We start from the raw sequence: 12,935 nt of genomic DNA on the forward strand, positions 1-12,935 counted from the left end.
TATGGCTCGCCAAGTCCGTCGTATGCGCACTCGACGGGTTCTTTCTCTACTCACGAACCACTCCTTTGAATCCGGAATGACGTCCCGGCCGTACGGGCAGCGCCCATCGGCCGACTTCGAGATCACTGTGTCCGCGCAACACCGGACGATTGCCCACAACTACTGACCGCTCGGCAGCGGTTGAGGGCAGCGATGAATCACACGGCAGGCATCCGGCCATCCCCGTGCGATTGTTGACAACATTATCAACGTTCTCACCGGAATCTCAATGCACCGTCAGATGGACAGGACATTCTTGAGTCATTCACAGAACGGCGAGAATTCGATGAATTCGCTTACGCATTTGACAGGCTGCTCTTATCGCGCAAATAGAATTGCCTGTTATGGCGACCGGAATGAGACCCCCGAGGCCGGGCCGCGAGCCGGCACCGCGGAGGCAGGGCGCGTTCGTGCGGGAGGACGCGCGGCGCGGGGTCCCTGCCCCAGCCCCGACTCGACCGACTCGACCGGACAGCGGCATCAGAGTCGGCAGTCGGCAGTCGGCAGTCGGCAGTCGGCAGTCACAAGACCTGACACCGTCGTACGCGCGCCGCTCGCTATCTCGGCTCGTCGGTGAGGACGATGCCGCGGGCGAGGACATCGAGATCGGGGAGGGCGCCGTAGAGCCGGCCCAGTTCGTTGGTGAAGGCGACGAGGCGGATGTCGGCGGGGCGGGTGGTGGTGCGCCAGTAGTAGGTGAGGACGCCGATCAGCCCGTCAGGGTCCTCGGGTTCCTCCCGTCTCACCGGTACGAACGCCAGGCTGCGCAGTCCGGCGCCCAGGGAATCGCTGACGAACTGCTCCTCGATCGGTTTCCGCCCGCCCGTCCTGTGGTGGTGGAACGATCCGGCGTAGTGCGTCTCGGCCGAGGCGTCGTCGCGCGCGGGTTCCCAGACTCCGAGGAAGGCCGGCACCGGGGGCTTGCGCAGGTCGGGCCAGTACAACAGGTGGTAGTGCGCGTCCACGAGGTCGAAGAGCCGAGCGTAGACGTCGAGGATCTGGGCGGCGACCCGCTCCCGCAGGTCGTCGCCGGCCTCGCCGCGGATCAACTCCCGCTGCCGGACGACCAGGGCGGCTGCCAGTTGCTCGGCGTACTCCGCCGAGTCCTTCCACACGGTGCCCTCGAAGACGGCCGGCAACGCGACCCACTCGGGTCCCGGTTCACCCACCTCCAGCCCGTAGGCGGAAGAGGCGTGCGGCCAGTCGCCGGGCTCGGGCAGCAGGGAGGGCAGACGGGAAGGGAGGTCGGTCATCGGGCACCCCGGAGGTTCTGGACCGGTCGAGACATCTCGGCGTCGTCGGACGACCGCCAGCGGAACGTGGTCATCACGGCGTCGAAGAGATCGACGAGCAGCAGGGACAGCTCGCCGTCCACGTCCTCCGCGCCGACGGTCGAGAACGCGACGGTCAGCCATCGCGACGCCTGCCCCGGTACCGGCACCTGGTAGTCGACGCGGCGGGAGGGGAACTCGACGCCACGCCCGGGGTCGGCCTGTGCGGTCCGCTCGGTACGCACGGCCGGCGCGCCGTCGATGTCCACGACCTCCCGCCCGTCCCCGGAGCCCGCCAGGAGCAGGACCGTCTCCTGCGCACCCACGTCATCGGCTTCGGCGAGCCGGGTCTCGGACACCAGGATCGAAGCGGGAACGGATATGCCGTGCATCAACTCGACGGGCAGGTAGAGGTCGAGCCCGTCGGCCTCCCGGGCATCCTCGACGCGCTGCCACAGCCGTGCCTCGAGATCCCGCCGGTAGGTGAACACCTCGTCGCGGGGCATGCCCTCGAAGGCGTGGTCGAGAACGCGCCTCACGCCCGGCTCGGTGCCGCGGCGGAGCGGGATCCGGCGCCAGCCCGGTGGAAGGACAAGGGCGTACGACGTCGGGGACCCCGACGCTTCCTGGGCGGCGCTCACCGTACGGTCCCCGACTTCTCAAGCCTGTTCCGGGCGGCTTGCCTGCGTGCGGTCCGGCGGCCGAGGGCGCCGTGGACGAGGATGCCGACGGAGGCGGCGCAGGCCACGAAGGCCGCCCAACAGGCGATCGCCCAAGCGCCGCCCAGCTCGCCGGACGCGGACGCCACACCCCCGCTGATCAAGGTGAACAGCCCCCCGACCAGCCAGAAGTGCGGCGGCGGTGCGTCGGCGTCGAGCGTGAGCGGCAGGGAGCCGTCGAACACACCCTTGCGCGAGTTGCGGAGCAGATAGCCGACGAAGCCCTTGGCCGTCTCCGGCCTGGGCCCCGGCTTCCGCTTGAGCAGTTCGGGTGCGTGCCAAAGGAAGGTGGCCGGGAACGTCAGGAGCCAGCAGACGACCCATCCGGCGAACAGCAGGCCCTCGGCGGTCCGGCCGCGGTGGTCCGCGCCCAGCAGCCACAGCCCGAGCGCCAACAGGCCGGCCCATACCCAGAATCCGAGGAAGCTGCATGTCAGAAGGACATACGCGTACTCACGGATGAGCGGTGGCAGGGGCGGACGCCCTGTCCCTCCCCTCGCCGTTTCCTGCTCCGCCGCACGCCTCGAAAGCTCGGACTCGATGGGCGAGCGCTGGGCGCCACCGGGTTCTCGTGCTGCCATCCTGACGATCCTCACCATGTTGATCCGGTCTCGACTGTCGCCCAACTCTTGGTGTCCGTCCAGAAGTTGTCGGCTCCGAAGTACGGGCCGACCATCCCGAACGCCTTGTCGAACGTGTCCACTGCCGTGCCCGCGAAGAAGGCCCCCTGGCTGAGCCGCATCGCCCCCGCCCCCTTCGCGATCTCCCCCGTGATCCGCGAGGACTCCGGGAACCGTGACGCCGCCCCACTGAAATACGCCTTCAGCGAGGCTGCCTCCGGGCCTCCCCCGGCGAGGTTCCTCAAGGCGTCCGCCTTCGGCAGCGACCGGCCGGACAGCGCCTTCGCATCCGCCAGCGCGCCCTTCTTCGCCGCCCACATGGCCTTCATGCCATCGCTCATCGTCTTCCGGGCCGCTTCGAACTCCTCGCTCCCGCGCACGCCGGCCTTGAGGACGCGCCCGGCCCTGGACAACTCGTCAAGGTTCTCCAGCTTGGACGCGGTCCACGCCATCTTCCCCAGGTTGACCGCTCCGGCGCCGCGCATGGCACCGCGTACCCCCTGCTCCGCCGCCTCCATTCCCGGTGCGGCGAGCCGGCCCACACCCATGGTGGCCAGCGCGAAGACGTCCAGACCCACATCGATCCAGTTGCCCTGGCCTGCCAGCGCCAAGGACGTGTGCAGCAGCAGCGCCCCGAGCGTCGCCCCGAGCGCGATCATCGCGATGATGTTGAGCCCGGGAATGAAGAGCGCCACGATCGCACAGGCGGTGGCCACCCAACACAGCACATTCGCCAGGTCGTTCAACAGCCGGGAGTGGTCTGCCATCCAGTTCTTGAACTTGTCCCAGCCCTTGTCGTGCAGCCCGTCCTTACTGATCGCCCGCCGGATCTTCCCCGCCCAGTGCCCGGCCCTCTCGTCACGGAGACCGACGGCCTTGTCCAACTTGCCGCGGGCCCCGCTCAGATCGTCCTCGGCGCGTGAGAGCGCGTGCTGCCGCGCCGTCCGCGCCGTCCGCTCGGCATCCGTCAGCTTGACCTCGGGCTTCGCGTCCTGCTCGTGCGGCGGCTGATGGGCGTCCACGCGCCGCTGCGCCTCCTGGGCGTCCTCCAGCGCGGCATCGGCCTGCTTCTGGGCCTCTTCCAGATCGTCGGCCCAGTGACCGAGGTATCCGGAGACATGGCTGTAGCGGTGATGTGTCCTGCCGAGCCGGCCCGCCAGTTCGTCGGCCTTGCCGCGCAACGCGCCCGCGTACTCGCCCTTGAGCGCGTCGGTGTCCCGGCCGATCGCCTGAAGCCGCTCCACCTGCTCGCTGATCATCGTGGCCAGCTTGCCCAGACGCGTCGACTCCCGGCGTATCTCCGTCACATCACCCGGAACGGGGTCCTGGTCCTCGAGCGGACTCCAATCGACCGGACGTGCCATCGTGTTACTCCCCCGACCCCTTCTGCCCCTTGCCCCGCCCCTTCGTCGACTGCTCCAGTTCGTGGTCCAGGTCCCTGAAGGCCTTGTGGCAGTCCTCGGCCAGCGTGCCGACCGTCTTGATCGAGTCCAGCAGTTGCTTGCGGTGGTAGTCCCAGTTGTCGGCGAAGGCGTCCATCGCGCCGGCGATCGGACCGGAGCCCCAGATCCCCTTCAGGTCCCGCTGGTGACGGTCGGTGTTCTCGAACTCGTACTGGATCTTCTTCAGATTCCTGGCCGAATTCATCAGCAGATCGTCGTCGACGATCAGATCGCTCATGGATTCCCCCCGTGGGCTTCATCGGTCGGCGGCTTGTCGCCCTAGTTCCCGAAGCGCGTCAACGCTACCCAAGAGGTGTGTGAGGCCACCGGGCGGGACTCCGTCAGGGGCGGGTCCTCCACCGGAGTGACGACACGCCTGCCCGGCACCGGCCGGTCCGCCGAACCCGCCTCTCAAGAGCCCGTCGTCCGGGGCGAGGACGAGTCGGTCCGGCACACCGCTTGACGGGAAGGAGATCACCGGCAGTCGGACCGCGAGCGACCCGGCGTGCAGGTGAACAGGCACGTACGTGGCCGGAGTTCGTCACATCTCCCGCGCAGGGCGGAATTCATGCGCGGGCAGCGGAAACCGGTCCCACAGAATCTCCGACCGGATCTCACCGGTGAGCACTGCGGTGAGGAACTGGGTCACGGTCATGTCGTAGCGCTCCCAGTCCTCTCCCGACTCGCTGTTGATCAAGGTAGGCCGAGAGTCGGGGTCGTCTGCCGACTGGACGAGCCAGTACAGGTACTCGCCGTTGTCCGTGGTCGCCCAGCAGACCAGGCGGTTGCCCCCGGATTCCATTTCCGCCGGCCTGTCCTCGAACTGCCACAGGGAATCGTTCGCTTCTTCGCGTTCGGCGCTGATCTTGACCAGGTCGTAGACGTCATGGGGACAGCCTGGCTCCAGCAGGAGCAGGTACTCGTCCAGGAGTCCGCCGCCGTAGGCTTCGACGAGCTCCCGGTAGTCCGTGGGGAGCGCCGTGCGCAGCTCGGCTTCGACGACCTCCCAGTCCCAGGAGCGCTCCAGCGCCGCGGGCCCGCGCAGGAGCTCGGCGAGCCGACTCAGTTCCGGACTCATTCGGCTTTCCCCTTCTCGTTGCCTTCTGCGGCTGCCGCGCACGCAGTAGCGCGTGGAAGGGGAGCCCGCTCCCCGAAGCTCTCGGGATCACGATCGGTCACGCATACGCAGATGAGGGCCGCGACCAAATGGTCGCGGCCCTCATCTGCGTATCGCTACAGCGAGTGTTGTTGTGTCCGAGGGGGGACTTGAACCCCCACGCCCGATAAAGGGCACTAGCACCTCAAGCTAGCGCGTCTGCCATTCCGCCACCCGGACAAGGTGTCTGTCGCCTGGCCGGAGGTGTTCCCCGCGGCGACATGGACAACAATACCAAGGTTTCGGAGTGCCTTTCACCTGCATATCCGGGCCCCGGAGCGGGTCCACGGGGCGAGGTGGGGATGCGCCTACAGTCGCACCATGGGTGACTGGATGACTACCGGGGGTTTGCGGGAAGGGCGGCGGCCGAGGGCGCTGTCGCCGTTGCGGGAGCATCTGCGGGACACGTTCTGGTTCGCGCCCACGGCGGCCATGGTGCTGGTCTTCGTGGTGTGGGCGGTGGCGAACGCGCTCGACACCGCGATCGTCGAGTCGCTGCGGAACGCGCGCGACTTCGACACCATCGACGATCTGCTGCGCCTGGCCGACGACGCGAAGGCCGTGGTGACCGTGGTCAGCTCGGCGATGATGACCTTCATCGGTGTGGTGTTCAGCATCTCGCTGGTCGCCGTCCAGATGGCGAGCGGGCAGTTCAGTCCCCGCGTGGTGCGGATCTTCGTACGGAGCCGGATCACCAAGGCCACGTTCGCCGTGTTCCTCGCGACCTTCCTGCTGTCGCTCCTCGTGCTGACCTCGTACGAGGGGCAGGCAGAAGCGCGGTACGTGACCTCGGCCCCCCTGGTCCAGTCGGTTCTGACGCTCCTGATGCTGGGGCTCAGCCTCCTGCTCTTCGTGCTGTACGTGAACCAGACCCTGCGGCTCATGCGCATCAGCCATGTCATCGACCGCATCACCCGTGAGGCGTTCAAGGTCGTCGCGCGGATGCCGGTGGCCCACTCGTCCGGCGAGGAGGACGCGCTCGGGCCCGAGACCGGCGGGTCGTCCACCACGGGCGGGCCGGCGTCCTGCGGGACGTGAACATCGCCCGGCTCGTGAAGGCCGCCCGGCAGCAGGGTGTCGTCCTGCGGCTGATCCCGCGGATGGGGGACTTCGTCGTACCGGGTACGCCGCTGCTCGCCGTCCACGGGGGTTCCGCCCCGGCAGGACGGTCGCTGAGCTACACCGTGTCCGTCGGGGTGGAGCGCACCTTCCACCAGGACTTCGCGTTCGGGCTCCGGCAGCTCTCGGACATCGGGCTGCGGGCGCTGTCGGCCGCGGTGAACGATCCGACCACCGCCGTGCAGGCCATCGACCGCATCGTGCAGTTCCTGGCCGCCGTCGCCGGCCGGCCCCTGGACGCGGCGGTCCATCGCGACCGGCGCGGGAAAGTCCGGCTGGTGCAGCCGGTACCGGGCTGGACCGAGCTGGTCGATCTCGGGTTCGCCGAGATCCGCTCGTGCGCGGTCGGCAGTCCGCAGGTCACCCGGCGCCTCATCGCCGGGCTCGACGATCTGGCCGGGATCGCTCCCGCGGACCGCCGCGAGCCACTGCTCCGGCATCGCACGCTGCTCGTCGAGGCCGTGGAGGGGTCGGGTCTGGAGGCGTCGGACCGCGCCTTCGCGCTGCGGCCCGACCGGCAGGGCATCGGGTAGCCGACGGAACACCTCCGGCCGATACCCCGCGCTGCCGGGCAGGGCGGGGTATCGCCCGCAGGGCCATGTCTCGCCCGGCACAGCGGGGCAACGCCCAGCGCGGCAGGGGATCGCCCGCGGGGCCGGGTCTCGCCCGAAGGGCCAGGTCTCGCCCGACCCAGCGGGGTAACACCCAGCACGGCGGGGCAACGCCCGCACGGCGGGGCAACGCCCGCACGGCGGGGCAACGCCCGCACGGCGGGGCAACGCCCGCACGGCGGGGCAACGCCCGCACGGCGGGGCAACGCCCGCACGGCGGGGCAACGCCCGCACGGCGGGGCAACGCCCGCACGGCGGGGCAACGCCCGCACGGCGGGGCAACGCCCGCACGGCGGGGCAACGCCCGAAGGGCCGCGTCTCGCCCGGCACGGCCGGGGACCGCCCGCACAGCGGAGCAACACCCAGCGCGGCAGGGGACCGCCCGCACGGCGGGGCCGCGCCCGACGGCGGACGCCGCCCCGCGCTCAGCCCGCGAGGCTCACGCCGCTCACCGGGCCTGGTCCACCGGACCCACCGGGTGCAGCGACCCCACCGGGTTCACCCGGACCCACCCGGTTCACGGGCCCCGCCGGGTCCACCGGACCCACCGGGCGCACCGGGCGCACCGGCCTCACCGGACTCACCGGCCCCGCCAGGTTCACGGGACCGACCGGACCGACCGCACCGCGCCGGCCTGACGCGGCCGGGCCCGGCCTGACCCTGCGAGGCGCGGCGAGGCCCGGCCAGGCCAGCAACCTCACGAGGCTCACGGCATCAGGTGGTAGTCCGGGAAGTTCCCCGGCAACCGCTCCCCCGCCGGCCCCTGGGTCACCGCGCGCACGAGCAGTTCGCCGCCCACGAAGGCGCCGCGCCACGACGCGCCGAAGCCGCCGAAGAGTTCGTCCCGGTCGCCCCGGGAACGGGGCTTCCCGTGGCCGGTCTTGAACGCGCGGATCTGCGGGGCCAGTCGGGTGTACGTCGTCTCGTCGTCCGTGGACAGCGTGGCGACCAGCGCCCCGTTGGAGGCGTTCATGGCGGCGAGCAGCTCGGCCTCGGTGTCGACCAGGACGATGGTGTCGACCGGGCCGAACGGTTCCGCGTGGTGCAGGGGTGAGGAGGGGGGCGGGTTGAGGAGCGTGACGGGCTGGACGTACGCCGACGTGTCCTGGCCGGGCAGGAAGCGGGTGTCGGACAGTCGGCCGCGGTGCAGCGGGACGGCGCCCCGGTCGATGGCCTCGGCCACCTGGTCGTGCAGTTCCTTGGCCTTGGCCGCGTTGATGACCGGGCCGAAGTCCAGCGAGGGGTACGGGTCGTCGGGCCGCTCGACGGCGAGGGGGTGGCCGGTCCGCAGGGTGCGGACGGCCGGGAGGTACGCGGTGAGGAAGTCGTCGAACAGGGCGCGCTGGACGACGAAGCGCGGGTAGGCCGTGCAGCGCTGTTTGCCGTAGTCGAAGAGCTTGGGGACGACCGCCGTCAGGGCGTCCCAGTCGGTGAAGTTCCAGATGCCCCAGGTGTTCAGGCCCTCCTGTTCGAGGACATGGCGCTTGCCGAGGTCGGCGACGGCGGTGGCCACGGCGGCGCCGGTGTCCCGGCCGCCGACGAAGGAGACACAGCCGATCTCGGGCGCCCGCACGAGTGCCTCCGACAGCTCACCCCCGCTGCCGCTGACCAGGGTGACGGGGATACCCTCACGCGCGGCGAGCGCGCAGGCCAGCGTGAGGCAGGCGACACCGCCGTCGGTCGGGGTCTTGGCGATGACGGCGTTGCCCGCCAGGGCCTGGACCAGCATCGCGTGGACGAGGACGCTCATCGGGTAGTTCCAGCTGGCGATGTTGGAGACGGGTCCGTCGAGCGGGGCCCGGCCCTCCACCATGGGCTCGATGCCGTCGACGTACCAGCGCACGCCGTCGATCGCCCGGTCCACGTCGGCCTGGGCCAGCCGCCAGGGCTTGCCGATCTCCCAGACCAGCAGGAGGGCGAGCAGTTCGCGGTGTTCGGTCAGGGCGTCGAGGGTCGCCGCCACGCGGGCCCGGCGTTCCGGGAGGGGGACGTGGCGCCAGGCCCGGTGCTGGTCGAGCGAGGCGCGTACGGCCTGCCCGGCGGTGCCGCCGTCGAGCCGTGGCGGTCCCGCGATGGGGCCGCCGTCGACGGGGCTGGTGGCGGGCAGTGCACGGCCGTCCGCCTGCCAGCCGGAGTTCCAGAGGTTCAGCACCCGGTCGTCGCGGAACGCCTCGGGAGCGACGGCGAGGGACCGCCTCCAGGCGTCCGTCCAGGAGGTACCGGACTTGAGGACGAGGGGGGTGGAGCCGGGTGAGGTGAGGACGCGAGGGCCGGACTGGAGGGAACCGCCGTCGCGGGGGTCGGTGTCGAGGGTCGTCATGGGTGTCTCCGCTCTCGGTGCACAGTCGGGGGCGGGGGGCCCGGCTCCTGCCGAGGGGCAGGTCGTACGGGCCCGCGCGAACAGTCGTCGCGTACGTAAGGGGAACGTAGTGAGGTCGATCGGTTTCCGACAGTCACCTCACATCAACTATGAGTGACATCACTCCCGGCCGCCCGCCCCGGCACCCGTTCCAGGACCAGCCGCGCCGTCTCGGTCGGGGTGCCGCCCACCTGCACGCCGGCCGCCTCCAGGGCCTTCCGTTTGGCCCGGGCGGTGCCCGAGGAGCCGGAGACGATGGCACCGGCGTGTCCCATGGTCCGGCCCTCGGGGGCGGTGAATCCGGCGATGTAGCCGACGACGGGCTTGGTGACGTGATCGTGGATGTACGCGGCGGCCCGCTCCTCGGCGTCGCCGCCGATCTCCCCGATGAGAACGATCAGCTCGGTCCCGGGGTCGTCCTGGAAGGCCGCCAGGCAGTCGATGTGGGTGGTGCCGACGACGGGGTCCCCGCCGATGCCCACACAGGTCGAGAAGCCGATGTCCCGCAGTTCGTGCATGAGTTGGTAGGTGAGGGTGCCGGACTTGGAGACCAGGCCGACGCGTCCGGGCCCGGCGATGTCGGCGGGGATGATGCCCGCGTTGGACTGTCCGGGGCTGATGAGGCCGGGGCAGTTGGGGCCGATGACACGGGTGCCCCGGTCGGCGGCGTGCGCGCAGAAGGCGACGGAGTCGTGGACGGGGATGCCCTCGGTGATGACGACGGCGAGTGCGATCCCGGCGTCGGCGGCCTCCAGTACGGCCGTACGGGCGAAGGCGGGCGGCACGAACACGACGCTCACGTCGGCGCCGGTCGCCTCGATCCCCTCGCGCACCGATCCGAAGACGGGGACGTTTCTCGGGGCGCCTCCCGGTCCTCCGGGGTGGTGGGGGCCGTCGGACTCGACGCCGAACTCGACCGTCCGGCCGGCCTTGCGCGGGTTGACTCCGCCGACGACGTTCGTGCCGGCGGCGAGCATGCGCCGGGTGTGTCTCATGCCCTCGGCTCCGGTCATGCCCTGGACGAGGATCCTGGACTCGTTGGTGAGAAAGACGGCCATGTACCGCTCCTTCAGGTGGTGTCGGCCAGTCGGGCGGCGAGGCGGGCGGCTTCGTCCATGGTGGTGGCCTGGTGGACCAATGGGTGCGCCCGGCCGTCGAGCAGGGCCCGGCCCCGTGCGGCGTTGTTGCCGTCGAGCCGGACCACGATCGGCTTGCTCGGCCGTACGGTGTCCAGGGCCCGCACGATGCCGTCGGCGACCGTGTCGCAGGCGGTGATCCCGCCGAAGACGTTGACGAGGACGGACTTGACGTCCGGGTCGGAGAGGACGACGGACAGGGCGTCGGACATGACCCGCGCGGAGGCTCCGCCGCCGATGTCGAGGAAGTCGGCGGGGCGGGCTCCGCAGTCGGCGACCACGTCGAGTGTCGCCATGACGAGTCCCGCGCCGTTGCCGATGACGCCGACCCGGCCGTCGAGCTTCACGTAGTTGAGGCCCCTGGCCGCGGCCGCCGCCTCCAGCGGGTCGGTGTGCGGGTCCTCCTTTTCTCCCCAACGTGCTTGGCGGAAGCGGGCGTTGTCGTCGAGGGTCACTTTGCCGTCGAGTGCCACGAGCTGTCCCCGGGTGGTGCGGACGAGCGGGTTCACCTCGACGAGGACGGCGTCCTCGCGTGTCAGCACCCGCCAGAGCCCGATCAGGATGTCGGCGGTCCGCGGCGGCAGCCCCGCCGCCCGCGCGATCTCGTCCGCCTTCGCCGGGGTGACGCCCTCCGCCGGGTCCACGGGGACGCGCGCGACCGCTTCCGGCCTGGCCGCGGCGACCTGCTCGATCTCCGTACCGCCCTCGGCGGAGGCGATCGCGAGGAAGCGTCCGGCGGCGCGGTCGAGGACGTACGCGACGTAGAACTCGCTCTCGATGTCGATGGGCTGGGCCAGCATCACCGTCCGGACCGGATGGCCCCCGATCTCCGTGCCGAGGATCCGGCGTGCCGTCCGTTCGGCGGCGGCGGGGTCCTCGGCGAGCCGCACACCCCCCGCCCTGCCGCGCCCGCCGGTCCTGACCTGGGCCTTGACCACGACCCGGCCGCCGAGTCCCCGGGCGATCGCCCGCGCCTCCCGGGGCGAGTCCGTGACCTCGGCGCGCGGCACCAAGATGCCGTACTCCTCGAAGAGTTGCCGCGCCTGGTACTCGTACAGGTCCACGATTCGGCTCCTGTCCTGAAAGTGGTGCACGACCCCTGGACATCACCCATCGGATGCGGGATAACAATCTTCATACAGTATTCGTCGACTGTATGCAATGTACGAACCTGGCCCACCGCCGGCGGCATCGGGGCGGCTCAAGGCAACGGACAAGTGAGGTGACCTGTGACGACCAAGGCTCTCGAAGGCATCCGCGTCCTGGACATGACGCACGTTCAGTCCGGGCCCTCGGCGACCCAGTTGATGGCCTGGCTCGGCGCCGACGTGGTCAAACTGGAGGCGCCGTCCGGCGACATCACCCGCACCCAGCTGCGGGACCTGCCGGACGTCGACTCCCTCTACTTCACCATGCTCAACAGCAACAAGCGCAGCATCACCCTCAACACCAAGACCGAGCGCGGCAAACAGCTCCTGACCGAGCTGATCCGCCGCTCCGATGTCATGGTGGAGAACTTCGGACCCGGCGCGATCGACCGCATGGGCTTCACCTGGGACCGCGTCCGAGAGATCAACCCGCGGATCGTCTACGCCTCCATCAAGGGCTTCGGGGACGGCCCGTACACCGACTTCAAGGCGTACGAGGTGGTCGCGCAGGCCATGGGCGGTTCCATGGCCACCACCGGTTTCGAGGACGGTCCGCCGATGGCCACCGGAGCCCAGGTCGGTGACTCCGGCACGGGCGTCCACGCCGTCGCCGCGATCCTCGCCGCGCTCCTCCAGCGCACCCGCACCGGACGCGGCCAGCGCGTCAACGTCGCCATGCAGCACGCCGTCCTCAACCTCTGCCGGGTGAAGCTGCGCGACCAGCAGCGCCTCGCGCACGGACCGCTCGCCGAGTACCCCAACGAGGACTTCGGCGACGAGGTCCCGCGCTCCGGCAACGCCTCCGGCGGCGGCCAGCCCGGCTGGGCCGTCAAGTGCGCGCCCGGCGGCCCCAACGACTACGTCTACGTCATCGTCCAGCCCACCGGCTGGAAGCCGGTCACGCGGCTGATCGGCCGGCCCGAACTCGCCGACGACGCCGAATGGGCCACACCGCAGGCCCGGTTGCCCAAGCTCGCCAAGATGTTCCAGCTCATCGAGGAGTGGACCATCACGCTGCCCAAGTGGCAGGTGCTGGAGAAACTCAACGCCCAGAGCATCCCGTGCGGACCGATCCTGTCCACCAAGGAGATCATCGAGGACACCTCGCTCGCCGCCAACGACATGGTCGTCGAGGTCGAGCACCCCGAGCGCGGCTCGTACGTCACCGTCGGCAGCCCGCTCAAACTCTCCGACTCCCCCGTCGACATCACCGCCTCCCCGCTGCTCGGTGAACACAACGAGGAGATCTACATCGGAGAACTCGGCCTCGGTGACGAGGAGTTGCGTTTGCTGAAGTCGGGCGGGGTGATCTGAG

10 protein-coding genes, 1 tRNA gene and 1 pseudogene are annotated in these 12,935 nt (G+C 70.3%); 2 read left to right on the forward strand and 10 right to left on the reverse strand.

Annotated elements, in window-relative coordinates; all coding sequences use genetic code 11:
• Positions 1–596 precede the first annotated feature (596 nt).
• The 7 genes from OHT01_RS08480 to OHT01_RS08510 all read right to left on the reverse strand — a co-directional run bounded on the left by OHT01_RS08480 (position 597) and on the right by OHT01_RS08510 (position 5,427).
• Positions 597–1,292 carry a hypothetical protein gene (locus tag OHT01_RS08480; protein ID WP_328552511.1) on the reverse strand — a complete coding sequence of 232 codons (696 nt, stop codon included), beginning with the start codon at positions 1,290–1,292 and terminating at the stop codon, positions 597–599.
• A complete protein-coding gene (locus OHT01_RS08485) occupies positions 1,289–1,849 on the reverse strand; it encodes a hypothetical protein (RefSeq protein WP_328552512.1) in 561 nt (186 codons plus the stop codon). Before OHT01_RS08485 ends, OHT01_RS08480 begins: the two co-directional genes overlap by 4 nt.
• A 98-nt stretch (positions 1,850–1,947) precedes the next feature.
• Positions 1,948–2,610, reverse strand: coding sequence for a hypothetical protein (locus OHT01_RS08490; protein WP_328552513.1), 663 nt, complete (start codon positions 2,608–2,610; stop codon positions 1,948–1,950).
• An 11-nt stretch (positions 2,611–2,621) separates the two neighbouring features.
• A complete protein-coding gene (locus OHT01_RS08495) occupies positions 2,622–4,013 on the reverse strand; it encodes a putative T7SS-secreted protein (protein WP_328552514.1) in 1,392 nt (463 codons plus the stop codon).
• 4 nt (positions 4,014–4,017) lie between these two features.
• On the reverse strand, positions 4,018–4,329 hold the full coding sequence (locus OHT01_RS08500; protein ID WP_328552515.1) for a hypothetical protein: 312 nt from the start codon (positions 4,327–4,329) through the stop codon (positions 4,018–4,020).
• A gap of 303 nt (positions 4,330–4,632) precedes the next feature.
• Positions 4,633–5,169 carry an SMI1/KNR4 family protein gene (locus tag OHT01_RS08505; RefSeq protein WP_328552516.1) on the reverse strand — a complete coding sequence of 179 codons (537 nt, stop codon included), beginning with the start codon at positions 5,167–5,169 and terminating at the stop codon, positions 4,633–4,635.
• A gap of 173 nt (positions 5,170–5,342) precedes the next feature.
• Positions 5,343–5,427: transfer RNA gene (locus OHT01_RS08510), tRNA-Leu, on the reverse strand.
• A gap of 141 nt (positions 5,428–5,568) precedes the next feature.
• On the opposite strand from OHT01_RS08510, the pseudogene OHT01_RS08515 reads away from it, so the two are divergent.
• Positions 5,569–6,899 (forward strand): annotated as a pseudogene (locus OHT01_RS08515) (DUF2254 domain-containing protein).
• A gap of 784 nt (positions 6,900–7,683) precedes the next feature.
• Here the strand turns inward: OHT01_RS08515 and OHT01_RS08520 are convergent.
• From OHT01_RS08520 to sucC, 3 genes are all read right to left on the reverse strand, one after another.
• A complete protein-coding gene (locus OHT01_RS08520) occupies positions 7,684–9,297 on the reverse strand; it encodes an aldehyde dehydrogenase family protein (RefSeq protein WP_328552517.1) in 1,614 nt (537 codons plus the stop codon).
• Positions 9,298–9,440: 143 nt separating this feature from the next.
• Complete coding sequence (sucD, locus tag OHT01_RS08525) at positions 9,441–10,394, reverse strand: succinate--CoA ligase subunit alpha (RefSeq protein ID WP_328552518.1); 954 nt, start codon at positions 10,392–10,394, stop codon at positions 9,441–9,443.
• Between the two features lie 11 nt (positions 10,395–10,405).
• Positions 10,406–11,536 carry an ADP-forming succinate--CoA ligase subunit beta gene (gene sucC / locus OHT01_RS08530; protein WP_328552519.1) on the reverse strand — a complete coding sequence of 377 codons (1,131 nt, stop codon included), beginning with the start codon at positions 11,534–11,536 and terminating at the stop codon, positions 10,406–10,408.
• A gap of 165 nt (positions 11,537–11,701) precedes the next feature.
• Here sucC and frc point away from each other — a divergent pair, with 165 nt between their 5' ends.
• On the forward strand, positions 11,702–12,934 hold the full coding sequence (frc, locus tag OHT01_RS08535) for a formyl-CoA transferase (protein WP_328552520.1): 1,233 nt from the start codon (positions 11,702–11,704) through the stop codon (positions 12,932–12,934).
• Position 12,935: the final 1 nt, after the last annotated feature.

The sequence above is a fragment of the Streptomyces sp. NBC_00358 genome, from assembly GCF_036099295.1.
Taxonomy (GTDB): Bacteria; Actinomycetota; Actinomycetes; order Streptomycetales; family Streptomycetaceae; genus Streptomyces.